Raw genomic sequence first — 26,999 nt, 5'->3', positions numbered from 1 at the left:
ATGTCCCCCGATCCCGATGCCCACCCGATCAACCCGTTGCCCCCGGTGGTCTGGCTGCTGGTGCTGCCGGTGATCGCGATGGAGGTGGTGCTGAACCTGGGCGCGCGGGGCATCATCGGCGGCCCCGAGGCGGTGGGCTGGCGGCTGGCGGCATTCCAGGACTATGCGTTTTCGGGGCAGGTCTTCGACTGGATGCTGTCGAACGGCAGGTTTCCGCCGTCGCAGATGATGCGGTTCGTCACCTACCCGTTCGTCCATGGCGGCGTGACGCACGCGGTGTTCGTGGTGGTGTTCATCCTGGCGCTGGGCAAGATGGTGGGCGAGATCTTCCGCGCCTGGGCGGTGCTGGTGGTGTTCTTCGGCTCGGCCATCGTGGGGGCGGCTGCCTATGGGCTGTTGCTGGACGACCCGATGCCGCTGGTCGGCGGCTATCCTGCGGTCTACGGGCTGATCGGGGCGTTCACCTTCCTGCTTTGGGTGCGGCTGGCGGGGACCGGCGCGAACCAGTACCGCGCCTTCACGCTGATCGGGTTCCTGCTGGGCATCCAGCTGGTCTTTGGCCTGCTGTTCGGGGGCAGCAACGATTGGGTGGCCGACGTGGCGGGGTTCGCCACCGGGTTCGGGTTGTCCTTCGTGGTCAGCCCGGGCGGCTGGGGCCGGGTGCGTGCGAAGCTGCGTCACCGCTGACGGCGCATCGCGCGCCGGAATTCCGACAGGCGGAACGCGCCCAGAAGGTGACCGAGGCCGAAATAAGCGACGATCCCGAGGGCGATCAGCGCGGCGAGGGCCGCATAGCGCAGAGCCCCGCCCGACAGCCATGGCGCCAGCGCCCAGGCGACGGCCCACAGGATGACCCCCATCAACCCCGAGGCCAGCACGATCCGGCCCAGCCGCCGGGTGAACCGCGCGTCCAGTTCCGCCGCCGTGCCATAGCGGCGCGAGCCGCGCCAGAGCAGAAGGACCATGGCCCAGCCCGCCAGCGTCGTGCCCCAGGCCGCCGCGATATAGCCGATGACCGGCGCCAGCCCGATGGCCAGCCCCGCATTCACCGCCAGCGCGCCGAGCGCGTAGTAGAACGGGCGCCGCGTGTCCTCGCGCGCGAAGAACAGGGGTTGCAGCACCTTTTGCATCACGAAGGCGGGCAGTCCCGCGCCATAGACCGCCACGGCCAGCGCGGTGGCGGCCGCATCGGCCGCGTCGAAGGCGCCGCGCTGGAACAGGACGTTCACGATGGGGCCGGGGATGACGGCCAGCGCCACGGCGGCCGGCACGGTCAGGGCAAGCGCGAACTCGCCCGCGCGGTTGAACGCGTCGCGCCCGCCATTGGTGTCCTCGGCGCGCAGCCGGCGCGAGAGATCCGGCAAGAGCACCACGCCGATGGCGATGCCGACGACGCCAAGCGGCAGCTGGTAAAGCCGGTCGGCGTAAGACAGCCACGCCACCGCGCCGTCGAAGAAACTGGCCACCTGGCGGCCGATCAGCAGGTTCACCTGCACCACGCCGCCCGCCAGCGCGGCGGGGCCGGCGATGATCGCCAGCCGCTTCAGTTCAGGGGTCATCCGCGGACGGCGCAGGGTCAGGCGAAACCCGGCGCGCGCGGCCGCCGTCCAGACCAGCGCCAGTTGCGCGATGCCCGCCACGGGCACCGTCCAGGCCAGCGTGTCGCCGATGGGCCAGCCCAGCGTATCGGCCAGCACCATCGTGGCAACGAACAGCACGTTCAGAACCACCGGCGCGGCGGCGGCGGCCACGAAACGGCCCGTGGAATTAAGCACGCCGGACAAAAGCGCGGCGAGCGAGATGAACAGGATATAGGGGAACGCGATCCGCCCATAGATCACCGCCATGTCGAAACGCTCGTCCGCGGCGAACCCGCTGGCCATGGCCAGAACCAGGAACGGCATCGCCACCTGCGCGACCACGGTGAAGGCGATCAGGATCGACGCCAGTCCGGTGAAGGCATCGCGCGCGAAGCCCAGCGCATCGTCGCCGCCCTCGACCTTTTTCGAGAACATCGGCACGAAGGCCATGTTGAACGCGCCCTCGGCGAAGAAGCGGCGGAACATGTTGGGCAGGGAAAAGGCGATCAGGAACGCCTCGGCCACGGGTCCTGCGCCCAGGTAGGCCGCGATCAGGATGTCGCGCGCAAAGCCCAGGATGCGGCTGGCCAGCGTCCAGACGCCCACCGTCAGAAAGCCCGAGACCAGCCGGATGGGTTGCGTCACGCGTTGGCCCTTTCGGCGCCCTGCTCGATCGCGGCGCGCAGCTTTCGTTCCAGCGAGTCCTGGCGCGAGCGGGAATGCAGTTTCAGCCCGAAGCTGTCCTTGACATAGAAGCTGTCGACCACCTGCGCGCCGTAGGTCGCGATCACGGCGGACGCGATATAGACGTTGCTGTCGGCCAGCACGCGCGTCAGGTCATACAGCAGGCCCGGCCGGTCGCGGGTGTCGACCTCGATGATCGTGTAGATCTCGGACCCGTCGTTGTCGAAAGTGATCGAGGTGGGGAAGCGGAAGCTGCGCTCGCGCTTTTTCAGCTTGTCGCGGTCGGCCAGTCTTTCGCGCGGGCGCACCTCGCCCATCAGGGTCTTTTCGATCATCTGGCTGAGCCGCGTCAGGCGGGCGCGTTCATAGGGCGTGCCGTCGGAATCCTGGATCCAGAACACCGCGGTCGCATAGCCGTCCTTGGTGGTATAGGTCCGCGCGTCCACCACGTTGGCGCCGACCAGCGCCAGCGCGCCCGCCAGCCGGGAGAAGATGCCGGGATGGTCGGCCAGCGCGAAACAGGCGCGGGTGGCGTCGTGGTCGATATCCTCGTCCAGGTCGATGCGGATCTCGTCATCGGCGATCCCGCGCAGCAGGTTGGCGAACACGACCTGGGTATCGGTAGGCAGGCCGGCCCAATAGGGCGGGTAGTGGCGCGCGGTTTCGGTGCGCAGGTCCTTCTTGTCCCAGTCGGCCAGTGCCTCGCGCAGCGCGCGCTTGGCGGCGGCCTCGCGGTTGGGCCGGTTCACGGCCTCCAGCCCCTGTTCCAGCGCGGTCGCGGTTTCGCGATACAGCTGGCGGATCAGCTGGGCCTTCCAGTTGTTCCAGGTGCCGGGCCCCACCCCGATGATGTCGCAGACCGTCAGCACGGTCAGCAGGTCCAGCCGTTTCCTGGTCTGCACCGCCTTGGCAAAATCGCGCACGGTGCGCGGGTCGGACAGGTCGCGTTTCTGCGCCATGTCGGACATCAGGAGGTGATAGCGCACCAGCCATTCCACGGTTTCGCACTCGTCCGGTTTCAGGCCAAGCCGGGGCGCCACCTTGCGGGCGATCTGGGCGCCGAGGACCGAGTGGTCCTCGGGCCGGCCCTTGCCGATGTCATGGAGCAGCAGCGCGACGTAAAGGACGCGCCGGTTCACGCCTTCCTTGAGGATGCGCGAGGCGATGGGCAATTCCTCGACCAGTTCGCCGCGTTCGATCTGCGCCAGCGTCGAGATGCACTGGATGGTGTGTTCGTCCACCGTGTAGTGGTGGTAGACGTTGAACTGCATCATCGCGACGACCGGTTCGAATTCGGGGATGAAGGCCGCCAGCGCGCCCAGCTCGTTCATCCGCCTCAGCGCCCGTTCCGGGTTGCCGTGTTTCAGCATCAGGTCCAGGAAGATGCGCTGCGCCTCGGGGTCGTTGCGCAATTCGTCGTCGAAAAGCCGCAGGTTGCTGGCGATCAGCCGCATCGCGTCGGGGTGCAAGAGCGTGCCGGCCTTGAGCGCCTCTTCGAAGATGCGCAGCAGGTTGACCTTGTCGGCGAGGAACGCGTCGGGATCGGCCACGGTCATCCGGTTCTGCGCGATCTCGTAGCCCTCGGGCATCTTGCGCTTGCGTCGGAACAGGCCCAGCAGCATCGGCTCCTTCTTGACGTGGGCCGCCTCCAGCTTGGTCAGGAAGATGCGCGTCAGATCGCCCACGGTGGTCGCATGCCGGAAATAGTCCTGCATGAAATGTTCCACCGCGCGGCGCCCGCCATGGTCGGCATAGCCCATGGCCGCCGCCACCTCGACCTGCAGATCGAAGGTCAACTGGTCCATCGCCCGGTCGGTGATGATGTGCAGGTGACAGCGCACCGCCCAGAGGAAGCGTTCGGCATTCAGGAAGCCCTTGAACTCCTCCTCGGTGAACAGCCCCAGCTTGACCAGCTGCGAGGCGCGGTCGACGCGGTAGATGTATTTCGAGATCCAGTAGAGCGACTGCATGTCCCGCAGGCCGCCCTTGCCCTCCTTGACGTTGGGTTCCAGCACGTAGCGCTGGCCGCCCTGCTTGCGGTGGCGTTCCGACCGTTCGGCCAGCTTGGCCTCGATGAAATCGGCCTCGGTGCCGTCGAACAGGTCGTTCCACAGCGCGTCGTTCAGTTCCGGGTCCAGCGGCGCGTGGCCGGCGAGGAAACGGTTTTCCAGAAGTGCCGTGCGGATCGTGTAATCCTCGCGGCCCAGGCGGATGCAGTCCTTTACCGTGCGCGAGGAATGGCCGACCTTCAGCCGCAGGTCCCACAGCATGTAGAGCATCGATTCGATGACGCTTTCGGCCCAGGGGGTGATCTTCCAGGGCGTCAGGAACAACAGGTCGACATCGGAATGGGCCGCCATCTCGCCCCGGCCATAGCCGCCCACCGCGAAGACGGCCAGGCGTTCGCCCTCGGTCGGGTTGGGCCTGGGGTGAAGGTGCTGCGCCGCGATCTCCAGCGGGCCGCGCACCAGGCAATCGGTCAGCCAGGTATAGGCGCGCACCGTGGCGCCCGCGTCGAACGGGCGTTCGGCGAAGGCCGCGGCGATGGCCGCGCGCCCGCGCGTGCGCGCATCGCGCAGATAACCCACCATGGCATCGCGCAGCGCCCGCGGTTCGTCGCCCGCGGCCATGTGGCGCGCGAGTTCGGCGGCGAAGGCGTCGCGGTCGAAAATATGGGACGCCGGACAGATCAGGCTGTCCGGCGCCGGGTCATCGTCGGGGTGAGCGGACGGGCTAGAAGCCCGCGGCACCGAAACTTCTTGGGGCAGGGTCAATTACGATCACTTGGTTGTTCTGGATTTCAGCGACGGCCAGCGCGCGTTCGTTGGTGCCGTCGGCACGCAGCCGGAACACGCCATTCACGCCGGCAAAGCCCGAAGGCTGGGTCAACGCCCCCACGGTCAGCGCGTCGGACTTGCCCTGGCCGGCAAGCGCGCCGATCGCGGCGATGCCGTCATAGGCCAGCCCGGCCGCCGGGTGCGCGGGTTCGCCATAAGCGGCGAAGTAGCGCGACTCGAACTGGGCCGTCAGGTTCGGGTCGGGCAGCGCGAACCAGCCGCCCTGCAGCCCCGGCAGCGCCAGCGTCGAGGGGGGGATATCCCAGCGGGTCAGGCCGAGGAACTGCACGGTTTCGGGATCGACGCGGTTTTCGGGCAGAAGCTGTGCCAGAAGCGGCAGCGCGCCGGCCGGGGCGGCGGTCAGGAACACCGCGCTGCTGCCCGAGCTGCGCGCCTTGGCGGCCAGTTCGGGAATGGCCTGCACGACGCCGTTCTGCGACAGTTCATAGGTGCCGGTGGCCGCGACCCGCCCCCCCGAGCGGGCGACCGCGCGCTCGATGGCGGACCGTCCCGCCTGGCCGGCCAGGTCGGGATCGTGGATCACCATGAAATCGCGCCGGCCCTGTGCCACGGCATAGCTGGCCAGCCGGTTCGCGGTATTGTCGAAGGTGGGGCCCAGCACGAAGACATTGCCGCCCGCGATCTGGGTGTTGTTGGAAAAGCTGAGAACGTTGATCCCGCGCGAGGCCACCGCCACGCCCGCGGCATTGGCGTTCTGCGCGTAAAGCGGGCCGAGGATGATCTTGGCCCCGTCTGCGGCGGCCTGTTTGGCGACCGCCGCCGCCTGGTCGGGGCGGCCCGCGGTGTTGTAGACCCGCAGGTCGATCTGCACGCCCTGCAGGTCCGAGATCGCCAGACGTGCGGCGTTTTCCAGGCTGCGCGCGACCACCTGGTCGCCCGCCTCGGCCGAACCGCCGGGCACCAGAAGTGCCACCGGCACCGGCCGCCCGGCATTGATGCTGGGCCCGCCGCCCAGGTTCACGGGCTGGCAGGCGGCGACAAGGGCGAGGGCGGCCACGACAAGGGCCAAGCGCTTGCGGGCGGCGCGGAAAACGGCGATCATGGACTCTCCCTCGCGACGTCTCTTTCGTCGGGGCGAGCCTATGCGGATCGGCCGCCCAAGTAAACGTCAGACAATCCCCGAGAGGCCTGCCCTGGATATCCTGCACACCCCGCTTTCGCCCGGCATCCATTTCGTCGCCACGCCCATCGGGGCGGCACGCGACATCACGCTGCGGGCGCTGGATATCCTGGCGTCGGCCGACGTGATCGCGGCCGAGGATACCCGCACCGCGCGCCACCTGATGCAGATCCACGGCATCGCGCTGGGCGATCGGCCGCTGATCGCCTATCACGACCATTCCGGGCCGGGCGTGCGCGACAAGCTGATTGCCATGGCCACCGGTGGAAAGTCGGTCGCCTGCGTCAGCGAGGCGGGCACGCCGATGGTCGCCGATCCCGGCTTTCCGCTGGCCCGCGATGCGATCGCGGCGGGGGTGCCGGTTCACGCCGCGCCGGGGCCGTCGGCGATGCTGGCCGCGCTGACGGTTGCCGGGCTGCCCAGCGACCGGGTGCTGTTCGCGGGGTTTCCGCCGCAGCAGGGTGCGGCGCGCAAGGCGATGTTCGACGAGGTGGGCGGGCTGGCCGCGACGCTGGTAATCTACGAATCGCCCAAGCGAGTGGCGCGATTCCTTGCCGATCTCGCGGGTGCATTGGGCCCCGACCGCCCGGCCGCCGTCTGCCGCGAGTTGACCAAGCGCTTCGAAGAGGTCACGCGCGGGACGCTGGGCGAATTGGCCGCGGCGTTCGAGGGGCGCGAGGTCAAGGGCGAGATCGTGGTGCTGGTGGGCCGCGGCATGGCCGAGGCCGCCGGTGCCGACGAGATGGAGGCCGCGCTGCGCGCCGCGCTGGCGCGGGCCTCGGTCAAGGATGCGGTGGCCGAGGTTGCCTCGGCGCTGGGTCTGCCGCGGCGCCAGGTCTACCAGGCGGCGCTGAAGCTGGAGGCCGACGAATGACCGGCAGTACGCGGTATCACGCGGGCGCGGCGGCCGAGGACAGCGTTGCGCGCGACTATGAAAGCCGGGGCGCGGCGGTGATCGCGCGGCGCTGGCGCGGGCAGGGCGGCGAGATCGACCTTATCCTGCGCGCGGGCGAAACGGTGATCTTCGTCGAGGTCAAGGCCAGCCGCAGCTTTGCCCGCGCGGCGGAACGGATCACGCCCCGCCAGGCCGCGCGCATCATGACCGCCGCGCAGGAATTCCTGGAGGGCGAACCCGGGGGGCAGCTGACCGATATCCGCTTCGACGTGGCGCTGGTCGACGGGGTGGGGCGGGTCGAGATCGTCGAAAACGCCTTCGCGGGCTGAGCGCCGTTGCAAAGCCCCCCGCCCTCGGCCATGTAGGGGCCGAACAGGGGAGGTTGCCCATGCCGCTGAAGGTCGCCATCCAGATGGACCCGATCGGGCCCATCGACATCACCGCCGATACCACGTTCCGCATTGGCGAAGAGGCGCAGGCGCGGGGTCACAGTCTTTTCTATTACACGCCCGACCGGCTGTACTGGAACGACGGGCGGGTGATGGCGCGGGGCTGGCCGCTGGAGCTGCGCCGGGTCGTCGGTGACCATTACACGCTGGGCGCGGAACAGGACGTGGACCTGGGCGCGTATGACGTCGTCTGGCTGCGCCAGGACCCGCCCTTCGACATGGGCTATATCACCACCACGCACCTGCTGGAGCACCTGGCGCCCGGCACGCTGGTGCTGAACGATCCGTTCTGGGTGCGGAACTTTCCCGAAAAGCTGTTGGTGCTGAAGTTCCCCGAGCTGATCCCGCCCACGATCATCGCCCGCGACCTGGCCACGTTGCGCGCCTTCAAGGCCGAACATGGCGATATCATCCTGAAGCCGCTTTACGGCAACGGGGGCGCGGGGGTGTTCCGGCTGGAACATGGCGACCGAAACCTCGCCTCGCTGCACGAGCTGTTCCTCGGGATCAGCCGCGAGCCGCTGATCGCGCAGAAATTCCTGCCCGCGGTCGAGAGGGGCGACAAGCGGGTGATCCTGGTCGATGGCGAACCGATCGGTGCGATCAATCGCGTGCCCGCCAAGGGCGAGACGCGGTCGAACCTGCATGTGGGCGGGCGGGCCGAGCGCGCGGCGCTGACGGCGCGCGATATCGAGATCTGCAAGGCCATCGGCCCGACGTTGCGCGACCATGGCCAGATGTTCGTCGGCATCGACGTGATCGGCGACTACCTGACCGAGATCAACGTCACCTCGCCTACCGGCTTGCAGGAACTGGAACGCTTCGACGAGAAGAACCTGGCCGCCCATCTTTGGGAACGGATCGAGACCAGGCGGGGCTGAAGCTGGCCCGCGGGCTCAATGCTCGCCCACCGACAGCCGGAAGCTGACCGCCTCGGCGACGTGCGGGCGGGCGACGGTATCGGCGCCGTCGAGATCGGCGATGGTGCGGGCCACGCGCAGCACCCGGTGATAGCCCCGCGCCGACAGCCCGAAGCGTTCGGCAACCTTCGCCAGCAGGGCCTTGCCCTCGGCGTCGGGGGTGGCGATCTGTTCCAGCAGCGCGCCCTCGGCCTCGGCGTTGACGCGCACGCCGTCGTGCCCGTCAAAGCGCGCGGTCTGCCGGGCGCGGGCGGTGGCCACGCGTTCGGCGACCGCGGCCGAGGGCTCGCCTGTCGCGGGCAGGTCGAGATCGGCATAGGCCACGGGCGGCACCTCGACCCGCAGGTCGAACCTGTCCATCAGGGGCCCCGAGATGCGGCCAAGGTAATCCTCGCCGCATTGGGGCACGCGGGCGCAGGCGCGGGCGGGGTCGGCGAGGTAGCCGCATTTGCAGGGGTTCGCGGCGGCGACCAGCAGGAAGCGGCAGGGGTAGCGCATGTGGGCATTGGCGCGGGCCACCACGACCTCGCCCGTTTCGATGGGTTGGCGGAGTGTTTCCAGCACGGCGCGGGGGAATTCGGGGAATTCGTCCATGAACAGCACGCCGTTATGGGCCAGGCTGATCTCGCCCGGTTTCGCGCCGCGCCCGCCGCCGACGATGGCGGCCATGGACGCGGTGTGGTGCGGTTCGCGAAACGGGCGGTGGCGCGAGATGCCGCCCTCGTCCAGAAGTCCCGCAAGCGAATGGATCATCGAGGTTTCCAGCGCCTCGACCGGCGAAAGCGGCGGCAGGATGCCGGGCATGCGCGCGGCCAGCATCGACTTGCCCGACCCGGGCGCGCCCACCATCAGCATGTGATGCCGCCCGGCTGCGGCGATTTCCAGCGCGCGCTTGGCGCGTTCCTGGCCCTTGACGTCGGACAGGTCGCGCAGTGTGGGGCCGGTCGTCATCTCGCCCGGTTCGGCGGGGGCCAGCGGCGCCTGGCCGGTGAAGTGGCGCACCACCGATGTCAGGTCGGGGGCGGCCAGCACCTGGGTGCCGCCGACCCAGGCGGCCTCGGCGCCGCAGGCGCGCGGGCACAAAAGCGCGCGGTCCTCCTCGGCGGCGGCCATCGCGGCGGGCAGCGCCCCCACCACCGGCACCAGCCGCCCGTCGAGCGAGAGTTCCCCCAGCGCGACGCAGCCCTCGGCCGCGTCGCGTGGGATCACGTCGAGCGCGGCGAGCAGCGCCACCGCGATCGGCAGATCGAAATGCGAGCCTTCCTTGGGCAGGTCGGCAGGCGACAGGTTCACCGTGATCCGCTTGGACGGCAGCGCCACGCCCATCGCCACCAGCGCCGCGCGCAGCCGGTCACGCGCCTCGCTGACCGCCTTGTCGGGCAGGCCCACGATGGAAAAGGCCGGCAACCCGGCCGAGACCGAACATTGCACCTCGACCAGCTTGGCCTCGACCCCTTCGAAGGCCACCGTGTAGGCCCGCGCCACCATTCTTCGCTCCCGCGTCAGGAATGGTTAACGGCTACGCCGGCTTGGTTACCGAATGGTAAATTTCCATGACGGTGGGCAAGGCTTCTGGGTCTTTTGCCGTTTTGTCGCGGCAGCGGGGGTCGCACATGCCGAAGAGATGGCGCTCCGACGTCCCCTGCATGCGCGATGCGCCGGGCCGGCTGCAGCAGGCGGCGCCGTGCGCGTGATGCAGCGAATTGGCCGGGCATGCGGGCCGAAGGTTATCCGCGCATTTACGCACAGCTTCCGTGCGAAGCATTCGATGCAAATATTCGCGGCAAGAGTGATCCGTTTCCATCCGGCGCACGTAGACACAGGCAAACACTGGGAACCGGAAGAACCGCGAAACATAACCGGGGGGTTAGGATGGCTCTCGACTACGACGCGAACACCTTGTCGCGCACGGCCATGAAGGCCGAATTGTTGGATGCCGAAACGGAACTGCGGCTTGCCTATGCCTGGCGGGACGAGCGTGACGAGGCGGCGCTGCACCGGCTGATCACCGCCTACATGCGCCTGGCTATCTCGATGGCGGCCAAGTTCAAACGCTATGGCGCGCCGATGAGCGACCTGATCCAGGAGGCGTCGCTTGGCCTGATGAAGGCGGCGGACAAGTTCGACCCCGACCGGGGCGTTCGGTTTTCGACCTACGCGGTGTGGTGGATCAAGGCCAGCATCCAGGATTACGTGATGCGCAACTGGTCGATGGTGCGCACCGGGTCCACCTCCAGCCAGAAATCGCTGTTCTTCAACATGCGCCGCGTGCAGGCCCGACTGGAGCGCGAGGCGACAGCGCGGGGCGAGATCCTCGACCGGCACCAGTTGCGCCAGATGATCGCGACCGAGGTGGGCGTGCCGCTGGCCGATGTCGAGATGATGGAGGGCCGACTGGCCGGGTCCGATTTCTCGCTGAACGCGACGCAGTCCACCGACGAGGAAGGCCGCGAGTGGATCGAAACCATCGAGGACGACGCCGAGCAGGCCGCCGATATCGTCGAAACCGGCCGCGACCGGGCCCAGCTGCGCGAGTGGCTGGTGGGCGCGCTGTCCGAATTGAACGAACGCGAACGTTTCATCGTGCGCGAACGCAAGCTGCGCGACGAGCCGCGAACCCTTGAAAGCCTGGGCAACGAGCTGGGCCTGTCCAAGGAGCGCGTGCGCCAGCTGGAAGCTGCGGCATTCGGAAAGATGCGCAAGAGCCTTGAAGCGACGTCGAGTGAGGTGCATCACTTCCTCTCGTGAGACACCTGTTCGTTCTGGGCGCGCTTGCCGCGCTGAATGTTGCGACCGCCGCCGGGGCCGAGCAGATCGCCCCGGCGGCCATGTCCAATCTGCCCGATGCCGATGTGGTGATCCTGGGCGAAATCCACGACAACCCGATCCATCACGACCACCAGGCCGCCGCGGTGGCTGCGCTGACCCCCCGGGCGCTGGTGTTCGAGATGCTGACACCCGAGCAGGCCGCGCGGGTAACGCCGGACTTGCGCGGCGATGCCGGCGCGCTGGGTGCGGCGCTGGGCTGGGCCGAGTCGGGCTGGCCCGATTTCGCGATGTATCACCCGATCTTCACCGCCGCCCCCGGGGCGGCCATCTATGGCGCGGCCCTGCCCCGCGGCGACGTGCGCCGGTCGGTGGGCGAGGGGGCGGCGGCGGTCTTCGGCGACGAGGCCGCGGCCTATGGGCTGACCGAAGATCTGCCCGCGGATGAACAGGCCGCCCGCGAAGCCGGCCAGATGGAGGCCCATTGCAACGCCATGCCCGCCGAGATGATGGGCGGCATGGTCGAGGCGCAGCGGCTGCGCGATGCGGCCCTTGCCCGCGCGGTGCGCGTGGCGCTGGACGAGACCGGCGGCCCGGTGGCGGTGATCACCGGCAACGGGCATGCGCGCACCGATTGGGGGCTGGCCCGGCCGCTGGCCCGGGTGGCGCCCGAGGCCCGGGTGATCGCCATCGGCCAGCTCGAGTCCAGCCCCGACGCGGCGCCGCCCTTCGACCTGTGGCTGGTGACCGATCCGGCCGAACGCCCCGACCCGTGCGAGGCATTCCGGGCCAACTGAACTTGTCTCGGCCCGGGGCGCGGCCTAGACAGGGCCATTGCGGTTTCCAGGGGGGCGGACCCATGCTGGCGGGCAAACGCATTCTGCTGATCGTCTCGGGCGGGATCGCCGCCTACAAGGTGCTGGACCTGATCCGCCGGTTGCGCGAACGCGGCGCGGGGGTGATCCCGGTGATGACGCGCGCGGCCGAACAGTTCGTCACGCCGCTGTCGCTGTCGGCCTTGGCGGGCGAAAAGGTCTATCGCGACCTGTTCGATCTGACCGACGAGGCCGAGATGGGCCATATCCAGCTGTCGCGCGCGGCCGACCTGGTGGTGGTGGCACCGGCCACGGCCAACCTGCTGGCGAAGATGGCCGGGGGGCAGGCCGACGACCTGGCCTCGACCCTGCTTTTGGCGACTGACAAGGCGGTTCTGGTCGCCCCCGCGATGAACGTGCGCATGTGGCAGCACCCGGCGACGCAGCGGAACGTGGCGACCTTGCGTGGTGACGGCGTGGCCTTCGTCGGCCCGAACGAGGGGGACATGGCCTGCGGCGAATACGGGCCGGGGCGCATGGCCGAGGTGCCCGAGATCCTGGCCGCGATCGAGGCGGCGCTGGCGGGCGGTCCCTTGCGGGGGCGGCGGGTCGTGGTGACGTCGGGGCCCACGCATGAGCCCATCGACCCGGTGCGCTATATCGCCAACCGCTCGTCGGGGGCGCAGGGCACGTCGATCGCGCGGGCCTTGGCGGGGCTGGGGGCCGAGGTCGTGTTCGTGACGGGCCCCGCGACCGTACCGCCGCCCGCAGGCGTCGAGGTGGTGCGCGTGGAAACCGCGCGCGAGATGCTGGAGGCGGTTCAGGCAGCACTTCCCGCCGATGCCGCCGTGTTCGCCGCCGCCGTGGCGGACTGGCGCGTGGCAAACGCGGCTGGCCAGAAGATGAAGAAGGATGGAACCGGCCTCGCGCCCGCGCTGGAATTCGCGGAAAACCCGGACATCCTGGCGACCGTGGCCGGCATGTCCGAGGGGCGGCCCCGCCTTGTGGTGGGCTTTGCCGCCGAAACCCATGACGTCGAGGCCCATGCCCGCGCCAAGCGCGACCGCAAGGCCTGTGACTGGATCGTGGCGAATGACGTGTCGCCCGCGACCGGCATCATGGGCGGCGCCGAGAACGAGGTGACGCTGATCACCGCCGAGGGCGCCGAGACCTGGCCGCGCCTGAGCAAGGACGAGGTCGCGGGGCGCCTGGCCCAGCGGATCGCCGAGGCGTTGGCATGAGACCCACGCTGAGGATCGTGTGGGAGGACTGGGCCGATCGCGACCTGCCGCTGCCGTCCTATCAGACCGCGGGGGCGGCGGGGGCGGATATCCGCGCCAACCTGCCCGCCGATATCCGCGCGGCGGGCTTCACCCTGGCCCCGATGGAGCGCCGAATCGTGCCGACCGGGTTCCGCATGGCCTTTCCGCCCGGGTTCGAGGTGCAGGTCCGGCCACGGTCGGGATTGGCGCTGAAACACGGGATCACGTTGCCCAATACGCCCGGCACCATCGACAGCGATTATCGCGGACCCTTGGGCGTGCTGCTGGTCAACCTCGGGGGGGCGCCCTACACCATTCACCATGGTGACAGGATTGCGCAGATGATCGTGGCCCCCGTGGTGCAGGCCGAGTTCGCGGTGGTCGACGCGCTGGAGGCGACGGCACGCGGCGAGGGCGGCTTCGGGTCGACGGGGCGCGGCTGATGGGGCTTGTGCTGGGGTTGGCGCTGGCGCTTTGGGGGCTGTGCGCGCTGATGAAGGTTTCCCGGCGCGCGCGCTGGGCGATGATCGGTGCGCTGTACCTGGGCGTGTTGGGAGTGCAGGTGCTGATGCCCGCGACCCACCCGCTGAAACGCGCCCTTGGCGGCACGCCCGAGGGGTGGTTCGCGCTGGGGCTGGCGGTGGCGGCGGTGCTGGCCTATCGCGCGGGGTTGCGCGCCCTGAAGCGCCGGGCGCAGAAACCCGAGGCCGCCTCGGCCCCCCAGCCCGGCACCTTCCGGCCGGCGGAACTGGACCGCTACGCCCGCCATATCGTCCTGCGCGAGATCGGCGGGCCGGGGCAGAAGGCGCTGAAACAGGCCAAGGTCCTGGTGATCGGGGCGGGGGGGCTTGGTTCGCCCGCGCTGTTGTACCTGGGCGCGGCCGGGGTCGGCACGTTGGGGGTGATCGACGACGACAACGTGGCGAATTCCAACCTGCAGCGGCAGGTGATCCACATCGACGGGCGGATCGGGATGCCCAAGGTGTTCTCGGCCAAGGCGGCGGTCGAGGCGCAGAACCCCTTTGTCGAGGTCCGGCCCTATAACCGGCGGCTGGACGAGGAAACCGCGCGGGCGCTGTTCGCGGAATACGACCTGATCCTGGACGGCTCGGACAATTTCGAGACGCGCGAGTTGGCCAACCGGGTGGCGGTCGCCTTGGGCAAGCCGCTGATCGCCGCCGCGATCAGCCAGTGGGAAGGCCAGATCAGCCTGTATGACCCTGCTCGCGGCACGCCGTGTTACGCCTGCGTCTTTCCGCAGGCCCCGGCGCCGGGGCTGGCGCCGTCCTGCGCCGAGGCGGGCGTTGTCGGCCCGCTGCCCGGCGTGATGGGGGCGATGATGGCGGTCGAGGCGGTCAAGGCGCTGACCGGGGCGGGCGCGGGGCTGGGTGGCCGGATGCTGATCTATGACGCGCTGTATGGCGAGACGCGGGGGATCGCGCTGAAACGGCGGGCGGACTGCCCGGTCTGTGATGGCGTCAAATCCGCCTGACGGCGGATGCGCGCCGCGCAGGGAGTATTTCCACCAAGAAAAAGACGCCGTCAGTCACCGTCCCGGACCGGATCGAAATGGATGATCACGTCGGTGCCCGGGAATTCGGCGAGAATCGCGTGTTTCAGGGCGGCGCCGATGGCGTGCGCGGCGTTCAGGCTTTGCTGCCCGTCCAGTTCCACGTGCAGGTTCACGAACAGCCGGCTGCCCGCGCGCCGGGTCTTGAGGTCGTGAAAGCCGTGGACGCCCGGCTGGCTGCGGGCGAGCGACTCGATCCGGGCGATCACGTCGGGGTCGGCGGCGCGGTCCATCAGCGCGTCCCAGGCGCCCTTGCCGATGCCCAGCGCGCCCACCGCCAGCATGGCCGCCGCGGCCAGCGCGATGGCCGCGTCCAGCCGCACCAGGCCGAACTGCGCCGAGGCCCAGAGCGCGAGGATCGCGCCGAGATTGGGCAGAAGATCGCCGAGATAGTGCAGCGAATCGGCACGCACCACCCGGTTGCCGGTGCGTGCCGCGACGCGGCGCTGCCACAGGACCAGCGCGAGTGTCAGCAGGATCGACAGTGTCATGGCCACGATCCCGCGCCCCTCGGCGGTCAGCGGAACCGGGGCGTCCGCGGTCAGCCGCCCGATCGCGGCGAACGCGATCACGCCGGCCGAGGCGAGGATGAACACCGCCTGTCCCAGCGCGGCGAGATCCTCGGCCGAGGAATGGCCGAAGGCGTGATCGTCGTCGGGCGGCCGCGCGGCGTAGAAGATCGCCGCCAGCGCACCCAGCGACATCATCAGGTCGAGCGCGCTGTCGGCCAGCGAGGCCGCGACCGACAGCGATTGCGTTTCGCCGAGTGCCCACAGTTTGAGCCCCACCAGCGCCAGCGCGGTGATGACCGAGGCGATCCCGGCGGACAGGTTCAGGCGGGTGGCATGGGGCATGGGCGGGGCCTTTGGGCGCGAAGGTGACCCCGGAGTAGCAAGCGAGGCGCCGAGGCCGCAAGCCTACTCGCGGATCTCGTCGGGCCCAACGCCCCAAAGCGCGGATTTCGGCACCCAGCCCGACCGCCCGTCCGCGGTGATCCGGCACCAGGCGGGCCGGCATTCGCCCAGCCGCGCGATCACGCCCAGTTCGGCCCGGGCCAGCACCTGCGCGTCGGGTTGCGGCAGGCGCAGCAGCGGCAGCATGTCGTCCTCGACGATCACCGTACGCACGCCCGAGAGCAGTGAGTAATGCATCCAGCCGCCCGCGCCGTCCTTGTCACGGACGCGGCGCCAGTGGCCGTATTCGGCGGTGATCTGCAGCGGCACGCCGCGGCGCTTGTAGACCCAGTCGATGCGGTGGCTGAGGCTGGGGCCGCGGCGCACGTTGCCCTCGGCCGCCTTGAGCGAGACATAGCGCGGCAGCGGCAGGTTGGTGACCTGCCCGCGTTCGGCCGCAAGCCCCGGCGCCGCCAGGCCCGACAGGATGATAAGCCATGCCAGCACCGCGCCTGCGGCCCGTCCGGCGACCCGATTTGCCATTCGTGTTCTGCCCGTTCCTGCCCGGGGTCTTGTGCCGCGCCCCGATCTCGGACAGTTTGCCACTGACACCCGCGATTGGAAAGCTGGAGGAGACCCCGGGATGCCCGCTCAACGCCTGAGTGTTGTCGTGACGCGACGCCTGCCGGAGCCGGTCGAGACCCGGATGAAGGAGCTGTTCGACGTCGAGTTGAACGCCCCCGACCGCAAGATGAGCCGCGAGGACCTGGTCGAGGCGATGCGGCGGGCCGATGTTCTGGTGCCCTGCGTGACCGACCAGATCGACCAGGCGATGCTGGCCGCGGCGGGCGACCGGCTGAAGCTGATCGCCAATTACGGCGCGGGAATCGACCACCTGGACGTTCAGACCGCGCGGCAGCGCGGGATTCTCGTGTCGAACACGCCGGGCGTGGTGACCGAGGACACCGCGGACATGACCATTGCGCTGATGCTGGCGGTCACGCGCCGCATTCCCGAGGGCCTGCACGTGATGCAGTCGGGGGCCTGGCATGGCTGGGCGCCCACCGCTTTCATGGGCGGGCGCATCGGCGGGCGGCGGCTGGGTATCCTGGGGATGGGCCGGATCGGGCAGGCGGTGGCACGGCGTGCGCGCGTCTTCGGGATGCAGGTCCATTATCACAACCGCAAGCGGCTGCGCCCCGAGATCGAGGACGAGCTGGAAGCGACCTATTGGGACAGCCTCGACCAGATGGTCAGCCGGATGGACGTGCTGTCGATCAACTGCCCGCACACGCCGTCCACCTTCCATTTGATGAACGCGCGGCGGCTGAAACTGATGAAGCCCGACGCGGTGATCGTGAACACCTCGCGCGGCGAGGTGATCGACGAGAACGCCCTGACCCGGATGCTGCGGGCCGGTGAACTGGGGGGCGCGGGGCTGGACGTGTTCGAGCATGGTCACGAGATCAACCCGCGCCTGCGCGAATTGCCGAACGTGGTGCTGTTGCCGCATATGGGATCCGCGACCGTCGAGGGGCGGATCGAGATGGGCGAAAAGGTCATCATCAATATCAAGACCTTTGCCGACGGGCACCGCCCGCCGGACCTTGTCGTGCCGAGCATGCTTTAGCACGATGACCGGTAACGACATGCCCGCCCGCGGCGACCGGCGCGTGGCGCTGATCTTCCTGCTGGCCATCACCGCCTACTTCGCGGCGCAGGCCGTGCTGCGCCTGGGGCTTGGCGGCGCGCTGGAAACCGACGAGGCCGAGATGATGGTCATGACGCCGGGCCTGCGGTGGGGCTATGGGCCGCAATTGCCGCTGTACAATTGGCTGCAACTCGGGGCCTTCGAGGTTTTCGGCCGTTCGCTGCTGGCCCTGTCGCTGCTGAAGAACGGGCTGTTGTGGCTCAGCTATCTTTGCGTTTTCCTCGGCCTCCGGCTGTGGTTGCCGGCGGGGGTGGCGGCGCTGGGGGCGCTGTCGCTGTTCCTGGTGCCCGACATCGCCTGGGAGGCGCAGCGGGCGACAACGCATTCCAACATGTTGTTCGCCACCTCGGCGGCGACACTGGCGGCGTTCCTGTGGGCGGTGCGGGGCGGGGCCTGGGCGGCCTGGATCGCGCTGGGCCTGGCGGTCGGGCTGGGCGGGCTGGCGAAATACAATTTCTGGCTGGTGCCGGTGGCCCTGCTGCTGGCCGGGCTGACGATCGCGCCGATGCGCCGCCGCCTGCTGTCGGCGCGGGCGCTGGTCGCGCCGCTCTTGGCGCTGGCCATCGTGGCGGGGCCCTATGCCTGGATGATCGGCAACCGCGACCTGGCCTTCGCGTCGGTGGGCAAGCTCGACCTGGGTACCGCCGCGGGGCCCGCGGCCGGTGCATCCGCGGAAGGCTTGGCGCGCAGCGCCGAGGCGGGGCTGGCGCTGGTGGCGCTGCCCCTTCTGGTCTGGGCGCTGCTCTGGCTGGTCGGCCGGGCGCGCGGGCCGCGGGACCTGCCCGCCCCGGGGGGCGCGGCGCTCTTGCTGCGGGGGGCGTTGCTGCTGGTGCTGGCGGTGGCGGCCGGAGTGTGGCTTTCGGGCATGGGGCAGATGACGCAACGCTGGCTGTTGCCCATCGCGTTCCTGCTGGTGCCGGGGCTGTTCGTCTGGCTGGCACCGCGGCTGGGTGCGCGGGCGGGGCGGGGCATTGTGATCGGTGTGGCGCTGCTGGCCGTGCTGGTCATGGCCGGGCTGACCTATGACCGCTACAAGCCCGGGGCCCGGCGCGACGTCGATTTCGCGACGCTGCCTGCGGCGCTGCAGGCCGTGGCGCCGATGCCGGACACGCCGGTCGTGGCCGAGTTCTATACCGCCGGGAACATCGCGCGGCTGCGGCCGGACTGGCGGATCGCCCCGTATCTGCCCTTTGCCGCGCGCGCCTTCGGGGGCGGGCCGGTGCTGTTCGTGCTGCGCGAAGAGGTACCGCCCAATCTCGGGGCCGGGATCGCCCAGGCGGGCTGGGGCAATGCCGCACCGCTTGCGGTGCTGGCCGAGGGTGCGCTGGAACTGCCGCACGGCCACTCGGACGCGCGGCTTGCGCTGCGCTACGTGCTGGCCGAGATGCCGGCGGTCGAATGAACGGCGCGTCCCGGACCGCCCCGGCCCATGCGCGCCCGGTCGCGGCGCCGTTCCTGTTGGCGCTCGCTGTCTATTTCGTGGCACAGGTGGCGCTGCGGCTTGCGCTTGGCGGCAGTTTCGAGGCCGATGAGGCCGAGATGGTGGTCCTGTCGCGCGACTGGCACCTTGCCTTCGGGTCGCAGCCGCCGCTTTACAACTGGTACCAAAGCGCGTTCTTCGATCTGTTCGGGGTCAACACGCTGGGCCTGATCCTGGCGAAGAACCTGATGCTGTTCGTCGCCTATGCGCTTATGTTTGCCGCGCTCAGGGCCGTTTCGGGCGCGCGGCTGGCGGTCGTCGGAGCGCTGGCGCTGGCGTTGATCCCGAACCTGGCATGGTGGGCGCAGCGCACAGGGTCGCACAGCATTGCGCTCGCCGCGATGACCTCGGCGACGGTCGCGGCCTTTCTTTACCTGCTGCGGCGTCCGGGGACGGGGGCGTTCCTGCTGTTCGGGCTGGTCGTGGGGCTGGGGGGGCTGGCCAAGCCGAACTACTGGCTGGTGCCGCCCGCGCTGCTGCTGGCGGCGGCCAGCATGGCGGCCTATCGACCCGTATTGCGTGACCGGAGGCTGTGGCTGTCCGCGCTTGCCGCGTTGCTGGTGGTGGCGGTGCCCTATGGGTTGATGCTGGGCGATCCGCGCGCGACCTTCTCGGATGTCTGGGAATTCCGGCGCGGCGGGGATGCAGAGGCCGCGGCCGTTTGGGGCGCCGGGCTACGCCACCTGGTGCAGGGCGCGCTGGTCGAGATGCTGTCCGCCGGCATCGCGATCCTGCTGGCCCTTGGCCTCGGCGGGCGCGCGGCCTGGCGCCTGTCGCGCCCGGCCCCGGCCGAAACGCTGCTGATGCGCGCGGCGCTGATCGGGCTGGTTCTGGTCGCGCTGGGCGTGGTGGCGGGCAATATCGCCTTCGTGCGGGCGCGCTGGCTGCTGCCGCTGTTCATGCTGGGCCTGCCGCCGCTGATGATCGTCATCTTCCGCGCCGCCAGCGCCCGCAGCTATCGCAATTTCCTGCGCGGGATGGTGGGGTTGGCGCTGTTGCTGCTGGCCGCGATCGCAGACACCCGTTTGCGCGGGGCGGGCAGCGATTCGCTTCGGGTGGATGTGCTGGCCGAAGCGATCGAGGCCGCGGTGCCTGATACGCCGCCCCTGCTGGGTCCGCATTACTTCACCGGCAACCTGTTGTTGCACCGGCCCGGCTGGGAGGCGTTCCCGCCCTTTCCGACCCGGCGGCTGGACCCGCCTTCGGGCCGCGTTCTGCTGATCGACGATGGCCGCGGACCGGGGGTGTTGCTGCGCCAGTTGCAGGAACACGGCTTTCCCGGCGATGCGCTGCCCGCGCCCGTGCTGACGGGCGAGGCGGTGCTGCCCTACCGGTTCACCGATGACGAAACCCGCGCGGTCGGTTTTCTGCTGTTCGATTTCGGCCGGCCCCCGGGCTGATCCGCCCGGCGTCGGTTTCGCACGATGGGGAGTCGGATGGCCTCCGCCGCGCCCCGGTTTTCCTGCATAAGTGGGGGCAAGAAACCGAATGCGGGAGTGAAGGCCCATGAAGACCCATGTCAAAGCCCTGGTGGTCGGTGGCGGCGCCGTCGGCACCTCGATCGCCTATCACCTGGCCAAGCGCGGCTGGGACACGATGCTGCTGGAACGCGACGAGTTGACCAGCGGCAGCACGTGGCATGCGGCGGGCCTTTTGCCCTATTTCAACATGTCCTATGCCACGACGCATATCCACGACTACTCGATCAAGTTCTACAAGACGCTGGAGGAGGAGACGGGGCTAAACCCCGGTTTCTACGTGGTCGGCAATCTGCGCATGGCGCAGACCGACGCGCGGATGGACGAATACCGGCTTTACGCCACCACCGCGGAAACCGTTGGCGTGCCCTTCGAATGGCTAAGCCCGGCCCAGATCAAGGAGCGCTGGCCGCTGGTGCGCACCGACGATCTGAAGGGCGCGATCTATCACCCGACCGATGGCTATATAAACCCCGCAGACGTTACGCAGGCCATGGCCAAGGGCGCGCGCCAGTTCGGCGCGGCGATCGAACGCAAGTGGCAGGTGGATGGCTATGAGTGGACCGGATCCGAGTGGAAGGTCACGGTCACCAAGATGGCCGAGAAGGGCGGCAACCTGGTGCCGACCGACGAGACCGTGGTCATCACCGCCGAACATGTCGTGACCGCCACCGGCAACCACGCCCAGCGCACCGCGCGGATGCTGGGGATCAAGATGCCCGCGATCCCGGTCGAGCATCAGTATATCGTCACCGAACCCGACCCTGCGCTTGTCGAATGGCGCAAGAATGGCAACCCCGAACACCCGGTCCTGCGCGATGCGGACGCCAAGTGGTATGTGCGCGAGGAACGCGGCGGCTGGATTCTCGGGCCTTATGAACGCAATGCGCCCGCGCGGTTCGAATATGGCTGCCCCGACAGCTTCCGCGCCGACCTCTTCCCGCTGGACCTGGAGCGGATCGAAGAGGAATACATGAGCATGATCCACCGGATCCCCTCCTCGGAAGAGGTGGGGCTGAAGGACGATTACAACGGCCCGATCTGTTATACACCGGACGGCAACCCGCTGCTCGGCCCCGCGCCGGGTTTGCGCAACATGTGGCTGGCCGAAGGCTTCAGCTTCGGCATCACCGCCGCCGGTGGTGCGGGGCATTACCTTGCCCAGCTGATGGTGGACGGCGAGGCCGAGATCGACATGGGGAGCCTCGACCCCAAGCGCTACGGCGACTGGATGACCACCGAATATGCCGCGCGCAAGAACGAAGAGGCGTATGAACACGTCTACATCCTGCACCACCCCGACGAGGAACGCCCGGCCTGCCGCCCATTGCGCACCTCGCCCGCCTATGACCGGCAGAAGGCCAGGGGCGCGCAGTTCGGGCAGGTGAATGGCTGGGAGCGGCCGAACTATTACGGCCCGGTCGATGCGCCCGACAGTTTCGACCACGACGCGCGCAGCTTTCGCCGGGGCGGCTGGTGGCAATACGCCGAGGCCGAGGCCCGCGCGATCCGCGAACGCGCCGGGCTGATCGACGCCACCGCCTTTACGAAACACCTGGTGCGCGGCCCCGGGGCGACGGCCTTCCTTGACTGGTTCACCTGCAACGCGCTGCCCAAGGTGGGCCGGGTGAACCTGACCTATGCTCTGAGCTCGGCGGGAACGGTGCGCACGGAATACACGATCGTCCGGCTGGCCGAGCATGAATACTACCTTGTCTCGGCCGGGGCCTGGGCCGCCTACGACCATGATTTCCTGGTCAAGGCCGCCGAGGACAAGCGCGGGGAACTCGGCTGGATCGACATCCACGACGTGTCCACGCAATGGGGGGTGTTCGCGCTGGCCGGGCCGAACGCGCGGGCGATCCTGAACGAGGTGGTCAAGGATGCCGACCCCGCCACGGTGCTGTCGAACAAGCGGTTCCCGTGGCTTTCGGCGCGGAATATCGAGCTGGGCATGTGCCCGGTGCGGGCGCTGCGGGTGGCCTATACGGGCGAGTTGGGATGGGAGTTGCACCACCCCGTAGAGATGCAGAATTACCTGTGGGACCTGCTGATCGAGGCGGGCGCCAGGCACGACATGGCGCTGGTCGGCGCGCGGGCGCAGAACTGGCTGCGCCAGGAGAAAAGCTATCGCGCCTTCGGCACGGAACTGGGGCGCGACGCGACGCCGTTGGAGGCGGGGCTGGACCGGTTCGTGGACCTGTCGAAGGAGTTTCACGGGCGCGCGGCGATGGAAAAGACCGGGGTCCGGTCGAAATGCGTGACCTTCCTGATCGACGGGCCCGCGGATGCCGACCCCTGGGGCCGCGAGGCGCTGTATTACGGCGAAACGCGGGTCGGCCGGCTGACCTCGGGCGGGTATTCGGTGGCCTTCGGCAAATCGATCGGCATGGGATATGTCTGCCCCGACCTTGCGGTGCCGGGGACCCGGCTGATGGTTCGGATGCTGGACAAGCTGTGGCCCTGCGAAATCGTCGAGGACAGCCCCCACGACCCCACGAACGCCCGCATCCGGGCGGACGGCTGACGCGTCAGCGGGCGGCGAAATCCACCGCGGTGATTTCGCCGTTCCCGTCGCGGTCCAGCAGCGCCAGCCAGTCGGCGCCGCCCAAGCGGAACTCGGACGGGCTGATCCGGCCGTTGCCGTCGATATCGTTGCGTTTCAGCGTGACGCCACCGGCCATGCGCGCGACCTCGGCCCGGTAGCGGCCCCCGACCGCGCGCAGGTCGCCCTGGCGCTGGGCGTCGAAGCGCGCGGTTTCGCGTGGGTCCAGCAGGCCGTCGCCATCGCTGTCGAAGCGGGCGAAGACCCGCGGCGGAAAACGCTGGATCTCGGCCATGGTGACGGCGCCATCGCCGTTGCGGTCCCATTCGGCGACGAAGCGATCCTGGAAAGCGCCGCCTGTCGCGCCGGAATAGCCGCCGGCCTGGGCAGCGGTCGCAAGCAGCGCAAGGGCAAGCGCGGTGGGAACGAGGCGGGGCATGGCAACGGCTCCTTGCTGGGCGTCTGTCCCACAAGGAATAGGCCGCGCGGGGCGTTCAGGCAACTGCGCGGGCGGGCGGCTAGTCGGTGGCGAAATCGGCGGGGCCGATATCGCCGCTGCCATCGGCATCCAGCGCGGCCAGCCAGTCGGCGGCGCCTGCGCGGAATTCCTCGGCCGTGACGCGGCCGTCGCCATCGGCGTCGTTGCGCGCCAGCGACAGCCCGTCGGCGATCCGGGTCATGCGAGCGATTTCGGCGCTTTCGAACCCCTCGGCCTCGTCGATCCGCGCCGCGTCGAAGGGGGCGTATTCCGCGGCATCCAGGGCGCCGTCCTCGTTCACGTCAAACCGCCCGAAGACGTTGCCGCGCATGCGTTCCAGTTCGGCCAGGGTCACGGTACCGTCATGGTCCAGGTCCCAGACCTGCATGAAGAACGCACCGGCCGTGTCCTGGGCAGAGGCCGGGCCGGCGATAGCGGCAAGCACGAAGGCAATGGCAGGCAGGCGGGGCATGGGGGCTCCTTTGACGGGGCGGCTTTGGGAATCAGTTAGGCCGCAAAGGGGGGGGGGCGCAACTGGGCGTGGCGGATCGTCGCACGGCGAAGGTGCGGCAACAGTCGCCCGTGAACGGTCGAATTGTCCGGGAATTTCACGGGCATTCCCCATTCCCGCCACAAAGCCGGGCCAGCCTTGTGGGGACGGCAGAAGGAACCGCGAAATGAGTTTCGTCGAGCAGATCGAACCGATGATCGCGGGGGCGTCGGCCTTTCCCGGGGGGCTGGCAGAGGGGGCGAACCTGCGCACCCCCTGCGGCCCCCGCCGGGTCGAGAACGTGCGCCCGGGCGACATGATCGTGACGCGCACGAACGGCTTGCAGGCCGTGCGGCTGGTCTGGCGCCGCCGCCTGTCGGCCGAGGCGTTGCGGGCGAACCCCGCGCTGGCCCCGATCCGGCTGAAGCCGCGCGCGCTGGGCCCGATGATGCCCCGGAACGACCTTGTCGTGGCGCCCGATCACCGGGTGCTGATCCCCGGCTGGCGCGTGGCGGGCTGGCCGGACGAGGCACAGCTTCTGGTCCCCGCGGCCGAGATCGCGGGCCGTTCGGACGCGGCCTATGTCGACCGCGCCCGCGACGACCTCACCTTGTACCAGTTCGTGTTCGACAGCCCGCAGGTGCTGAACGCGAACGGTCTGCCGGTCGAAAGCCTGAGCCCCGATGCCGGGGTCATCGCAACGTTGGCACTGGCCGAGCGAGAGGCGCTGTTGCGCCGCTTTCCGCAGTTGACCCGCGACCCGACCGCCTATCCGCCGACCGAGTACCGGTCCGTGACGGGTGTCGACCTGCGCGTGACCTCGCCCTGACCTATTGCGCCGCCTGCGCCTTTTCCTCGGTCAGCTGGTCATAGCATTCCATCGCGGCGGCGGCATACATCATGGCGGGGCCGCCACCCATCTGGATCGCCATCGCCAGAACGTCGCCGACCTCTTCGCGGGTCGCGCCGATACGCACCAGCGCCTCCATGTGCAGCACGATGCAGGCCTCGCAGCGCAGGGTGATGGCCATGCCCATGGCGATCAGTTCCTTGGTCTTGAAGTCGAGCTCGCCGCCCTCCTTGACCGCCTTGCCCAGCCCGCTGAACGCGCGGCTCGCGTCGGGGATCGCCTTGTTCAGACGCCGCAGCTGATCCTTGGTGGCGTCGCGTTTGGTGGTCCAGTCCATCGTGGTCTCCTAGAAGTCCGAGTTCGAGTCGCTCACATCAGCTTCGGCTGCCATCTGCCTTGACCCGCGTCAAGTCAGCGGGGCTTTCTGGCGATCTGTGTCAAGTTGTTCGCGGGCATTTCCGCGGGCGGTTCGACCGCAAGCCCGGCAGTTCGCATCCATTCTGCCACCTCGTCGGACGACTTGTAGCCGATCGCGGGATCCTGCGCGGTCAGGCTGGCGTGGAAAGCCGCGTCGCCCTCGCTGGCGAACCCGTCGGCGCGGCGAAAGGGGCCATAGATCATCAGAACGCCCCCCGGGGTCAGCGCGGCCGCAGCCTCGCGGATCAGCGTTTCGGCCTCGGCCCGGCCGATCAGGTGCAGGATGTTGCTGGCAAAGATCAGGTCAAAGCCCGAATGCGCCGTGGCCCAGCCGGGGGTGCAGGCATCCAGCGCGATCACGGGGCGGATATTGGCCAGCCCCGAATGCGACGCCCAGGCATCGATGCTGGCGCGGCGCTCCGGGTCGATATCCGAAGGCTGCCAGGCCAGCTGCGGTTGGCAGGCGGCGATCCGAACCGCGTGCTCGCCCGTGCCGCTGGCGATTTCCAGCGCCCGGCCGGTTGCCGGGCCGCGCGCGGCGATGACCGCGCAGATCGCTTCGGCGTTGCGGGCCGCCGAGGGGGCATGCATCCGCCCGTCGGTCCCCGGGGTCGCCACGGACGCGCTGTCGGGCAGGGTCAGGCGGCGGGACATGGTGCGAACCGTGCGGGGCTGAAGGCCGCGGCGAGGCCCGCGCCGATTTCGGGCGGGCGGCCGGCGACGATATCGGCGGCCAACTGACTGGCCGCGGGCGCGGTCTGAAAGCCCACGCCGCCCTGGCCCGCATGCCAGAAGAAGGCCGGTTCGCCCGGGTCGAAGCCGATGACCAGCAGCCGGTCGGGCGAAAAGGTGCGCAACCCCGCCCAGTTCGTTTCGACCCGTGTCACCGGTTCTGTCACCATCTCTTCATACCGGGCCAGCCCCTCGGCCAGCACCATGTCGTCGGCAAAGGCATCGTGCGGGTCCATCGGGTGTTCCTCGGCCGGCGAGACCAGAAGCTTGCCGGCATCGGGCTTGCAATACCATCGCTCGCCCGCGCCGACCACCATCGGCCAGTTTCGCAAATCGTGGTCGCCCGGCGCGGGCAGTCGTGCCATGGACCGGCGCATCGGGGTAAAGCCCAGCGGCGCCACACCGGCCATCCGGGCCACTTCGTCGACCCAGGCGCCGGCGGCATTGACCAGCACGCGGGCCGCGTGGACATCCTGTCCCGCCTCGACTCGCCAGCCCGTCGCGGTGCGCGCTATCGTCGTGACCCGTGCGCCGGTGGTCACGGTGCCCCCGTTGGCGCGGATCTCGCGGGCGAAGTTCTGGATCAGCCGGTCGGTGTCCAGATCCCAGGCCCCCTCGTGCAGCCCGGCAAAGGCGACGCGGTCGGGGTTCAGGATCGGCATCCGGGCGCGGGCCTCGTCCACGCTCAGCCGGTGCAGGTGCATATGGGCGACGTCTGCCTCGAATAACTCGGCGTCCTCGGCGCGGCCCACCACCATCAGCCCCCGGTCCGACAGAACGCCGCCGTTCGCCGTGGCGTGGTAGGCATGGCTTGCCCGGTTGAGTTCCACGACGGGCGCCGCACCAAGGCATTCGTCGAACAGCGCCGCCGACCGTCCCGAGGCATGATAGCCCAGCCCGCGCTCGCCCTCGAGCAGCGTTACGCGGCCCAGATGCGACAGCCGCGCCCCAACCGACACCCCGCCGATCCCGCCGCCGATGACGATGAAATCCGTTTCCATGTGTC

Annotated in this window: 25 protein-coding genes; 14 read left to right on the top strand and 11 right to left on the bottom strand. The window is 69.3% G+C overall.

The annotated features are described in order from the left end of the window. A complete protein-coding gene (locus tag EV662_RS13775; RefSeq protein WP_132463607.1) occupies positions 1-687 on the top strand; it encodes a rhomboid family intramembrane serine protease in 687 nt (228 codons plus the stop codon). On the opposite strand, the gene murJ is transcribed toward EV662_RS13775, so the two are convergent. The 3 genes from murJ to EV662_RS13760 are packed head-to-tail and all read right to left on the bottom strand — an operon-like array spanning position 678 to position 6,164. Then, a complete protein-coding gene (gene murJ, locus EV662_RS13770) occupies positions 678-2,225 on the bottom strand; it encodes a murein biosynthesis integral membrane protein MurJ (RefSeq protein WP_132463604.1) in 1,548 nt (515 codons plus the stop codon). The two genes, EV662_RS13775 and murJ, sit on opposite strands and share 10 nt — an antisense overlap. Continuing rightward, complete coding sequence (locus EV662_RS13765) at positions 2,222-5,038, bottom strand: [protein-PII] uridylyltransferase (protein ID WP_132463601.1); 2,817 nt, start codon at positions 5,036-5,038, stop codon at positions 2,222-2,224. Before EV662_RS13765 ends, murJ begins: the two co-directional genes overlap by 4 nt. Continuing rightward, positions 4,998-6,164: a penicillin-binding protein activator gene (locus EV662_RS13760; protein WP_132463598.1), complete on the bottom strand. Its 1,167-nt coding sequence runs from the start codon at positions 6,162-6,164 to the stop codon at positions 4,998-5,000. The genes EV662_RS13765 and EV662_RS13760 overlap by 41 nt, the downstream gene beginning before the upstream one ends. Positions 6,165-6,204: 40 nt before the next feature. On the opposite strand from EV662_RS13760, the gene rsmI reads away from it, so the two are divergent. From rsmI to gshB, 3 genes are read left to right on the top strand one after another with little or no spacing between them, the layout of a single operon-like run. After that, the gene (gene rsmI, locus EV662_RS13755) at positions 6,205-7,116 is read left to right on the top strand and encodes a 16S rRNA (cytidine(1402)-2'-O)-methyltransferase (RefSeq protein ID WP_132463595.1); all 912 of its coding nucleotides are present in this window, start codon (positions 6,205-6,207) and stop codon (positions 7,114-7,116) included. Next, complete coding sequence (locus tag EV662_RS13750) at positions 7,113-7,466, top strand: YraN family protein (protein WP_132463592.1); 354 nt, start codon at positions 7,113-7,115, stop codon at positions 7,464-7,466. The genes rsmI and EV662_RS13750 overlap by 4 nt, the downstream gene beginning before the upstream one ends. Before the next feature lie 59 nt (positions 7,467-7,525). Then, on the top strand, positions 7,526-8,467 hold the full coding sequence (gene gshB, locus EV662_RS13745; protein WP_132463589.1) for a glutathione synthase: 942 nt from the start codon (positions 7,526-7,528) through the stop codon (positions 8,465-8,467). A 15-nt stretch (positions 8,468-8,482) separates the two neighbouring features. Here gshB and EV662_RS13740 read toward each other — a convergent pair whose 3' ends face one another. Continuing rightward, the gene (locus EV662_RS13740; RefSeq protein WP_132463586.1) at positions 8,483-9,994 is read right to left on the bottom strand and encodes a YifB family Mg chelatase-like AAA ATPase; all 1,512 of its coding nucleotides are present in this window, start codon (positions 9,992-9,994) and stop codon (positions 8,483-8,485) included. 384 nt (positions 9,995-10,378) lie between these two features. Between EV662_RS13740 and EV662_RS13735 the strand changes: the two genes are divergently transcribed. From EV662_RS13735 to EV662_RS13715, 5 genes are all read left to right on the top strand, one after another. Next, on the top strand, positions 10,379-11,254 hold the full coding sequence (locus tag EV662_RS13735) for an RNA polymerase factor sigma-32 (protein WP_132463583.1): 876 nt from the start codon (positions 10,379-10,381) through the stop codon (positions 11,252-11,254). Beyond that, positions 11,251-12,069 carry a ChaN family lipoprotein gene (locus EV662_RS13730; RefSeq protein WP_165915598.1) on the top strand — a complete coding sequence of 273 codons (819 nt, stop codon included), beginning with the start codon at positions 11,251-11,253 and terminating at the stop codon, positions 12,067-12,069. The genes EV662_RS13735 and EV662_RS13730 overlap by 4 nt, the downstream gene beginning before the upstream one ends. A 62-nt stretch (positions 12,070-12,131) precedes the next feature. Further along, positions 12,132-13,328 carry a bifunctional phosphopantothenoylcysteine decarboxylase/phosphopantothenate--cysteine ligase CoaBC gene (gene coaBC / locus EV662_RS13725; RefSeq protein WP_132463580.1) on the top strand — a complete coding sequence of 399 codons (1,197 nt, stop codon included), beginning with the start codon at positions 12,132-12,134 and terminating at the stop codon, positions 13,326-13,328. Then, the gene (dut, locus tag EV662_RS13720; RefSeq protein WP_132463577.1) at positions 13,325-13,792 is read left to right on the top strand and encodes a dUTP diphosphatase; all 468 of its coding nucleotides are present in this window, start codon (positions 13,325-13,327) and stop codon (positions 13,790-13,792) included. The genes coaBC and dut overlap by 4 nt, the downstream gene beginning before the upstream one ends. Further along, the gene (locus tag EV662_RS13715) at positions 13,792-14,841 is read left to right on the top strand and encodes a HesA/MoeB/ThiF family protein (protein ID WP_132463574.1); all 1,050 of its coding nucleotides are present in this window, start codon (positions 13,792-13,794) and stop codon (positions 14,839-14,841) included. Before dut ends, EV662_RS13715 begins: the two co-directional genes overlap by 1 nt. A 50-nt stretch (positions 14,842-14,891) precedes the next feature. Here EV662_RS13715 and EV662_RS13710 read toward each other — a convergent pair whose 3' ends face one another. Both EV662_RS13710 and EV662_RS13705 read right to left on the bottom strand, forming a co-directional pair. Continuing rightward, positions 14,892-15,773: a cation diffusion facilitator family transporter gene (locus EV662_RS13710; protein WP_132463571.1), complete on the bottom strand. Its 882-nt coding sequence runs from the start codon at positions 15,771-15,773 to the stop codon at positions 14,892-14,894. 63 nt (positions 15,774-15,836) lie between these two features. Continuing rightward, positions 15,837-16,355 carry an SH3 domain-containing protein gene (locus EV662_RS13705; RefSeq protein ID WP_132463568.1) on the bottom strand — a complete coding sequence of 173 codons (519 nt, stop codon included), beginning with the start codon at positions 16,353-16,355 and terminating at the stop codon, positions 15,837-15,839. A gap of 100 nt (positions 16,356-16,455) precedes the next feature. Between EV662_RS13705 and EV662_RS13700 the strand changes: the two genes are divergently transcribed. The 4 genes from EV662_RS13700 to EV662_RS13685 all read left to right on the top strand — a co-directional run bounded on the left by EV662_RS13700 (position 16,456) and on the right by EV662_RS13685 (position 23,008). Beyond that, a complete protein-coding gene (locus EV662_RS13700; protein WP_132463565.1) occupies positions 16,456-17,442 on the top strand; it encodes a 2-hydroxyacid dehydrogenase in 987 nt (328 codons plus the stop codon). A gap of 4 nt (positions 17,443-17,446) precedes the next feature. After that, on the top strand, positions 17,447-18,925 hold the full coding sequence (locus tag EV662_RS13695) for a glycosyltransferase family 39 protein (protein WP_132463562.1): 1,479 nt from the start codon (positions 17,447-17,449) through the stop codon (positions 18,923-18,925). Then, positions 18,922-20,403: a glycosyltransferase family 39 protein gene (locus tag EV662_RS13690; RefSeq protein ID WP_132463559.1), complete on the top strand. Its 1,482-nt coding sequence runs from the start codon at positions 18,922-18,924 to the stop codon at positions 20,401-20,403. The genes EV662_RS13695 and EV662_RS13690 overlap by 4 nt, the downstream gene beginning before the upstream one ends. Before the next feature lie 106 nt (positions 20,404-20,509). After that, positions 20,510-23,008 (top strand): GcvT family protein, encoded by a 2,499-nt coding sequence (locus tag EV662_RS13685; protein WP_132463557.1) that lies wholly within the window; start codon positions 20,510-20,512, stop codon positions 23,006-23,008. Positions 23,009-23,012: 4 nt separating this feature from the next. Here the strand turns inward: EV662_RS13685 and EV662_RS13680 are convergent, their stop codons facing one another. Together EV662_RS13680 and EV662_RS13675 are read right to left on the bottom strand one after the other, a co-directional pair. After that, entirely contained in the window at positions 23,013-23,465 is a 453-nt protein-coding gene (locus tag EV662_RS13680; protein ID WP_165915597.1) for an EF-hand domain-containing protein, read from the bottom strand. Positions 23,466-23,544: 79 nt separating this feature from the next. After that, a complete protein-coding gene (locus EV662_RS13675) occupies positions 23,545-23,976 on the bottom strand; it encodes an EF-hand domain-containing protein (RefSeq protein WP_165915596.1) in 432 nt (143 codons plus the stop codon). Positions 23,977-24,181: 205 nt separating this feature from the next. Between EV662_RS13675 and EV662_RS19580 the strand changes: the two genes are divergently transcribed. Continuing rightward, the gene (locus EV662_RS19580) at positions 24,182-24,823 is read left to right on the top strand and encodes a Hint domain-containing protein (protein WP_165915595.1); all 642 of its coding nucleotides are present in this window, start codon (positions 24,182-24,184) and stop codon (positions 24,821-24,823) included. Position 24,824: 1 nt separating this feature from the next. On the opposite strand, the gene EV662_RS13665 is transcribed toward EV662_RS19580, so the two are convergent. The 3 genes from EV662_RS13665 to EV662_RS13655 form a co-directional block, all read right to left on the bottom strand. Further along, positions 24,825-25,181, bottom strand: a complete 357-nt coding sequence (locus EV662_RS13665) for a carboxymuconolactone decarboxylase family protein (RefSeq protein WP_132463548.1) — start codon at positions 25,179-25,181, stop codon at positions 24,825-24,827. 74 nt (positions 25,182-25,255) lie between these two features. Beyond that, the gene (locus EV662_RS13660; RefSeq protein WP_132463545.1) at positions 25,256-25,915 is read right to left on the bottom strand and encodes a DUF938 domain-containing protein; all 660 of its coding nucleotides are present in this window, start codon (positions 25,913-25,915) and stop codon (positions 25,256-25,258) included. Then, a complete protein-coding gene (locus EV662_RS13655; protein ID WP_132463542.1) occupies positions 25,900-26,994 on the bottom strand; it encodes an NAD(P)/FAD-dependent oxidoreductase in 1,095 nt (364 codons plus the stop codon). Before EV662_RS13655 ends, EV662_RS13660 begins: the two co-directional genes overlap by 16 nt. Positions 26,995-26,999 lie beyond the last annotated feature (5 nt).

It is taken from the genome of Rhodovulum marinum (assembly GCF_004343075.1).
Taxonomy (GTDB): domain Bacteria; phylum Pseudomonadota; class Alphaproteobacteria; order Rhodobacterales; family Rhodobacteraceae; genus Rhodovulum; species Rhodovulum marinum.
The sequence above is the reverse complement of the archived record's forward strand: the minus strand, read 5'-3'. Positions and strand labels throughout refer to the sequence as shown.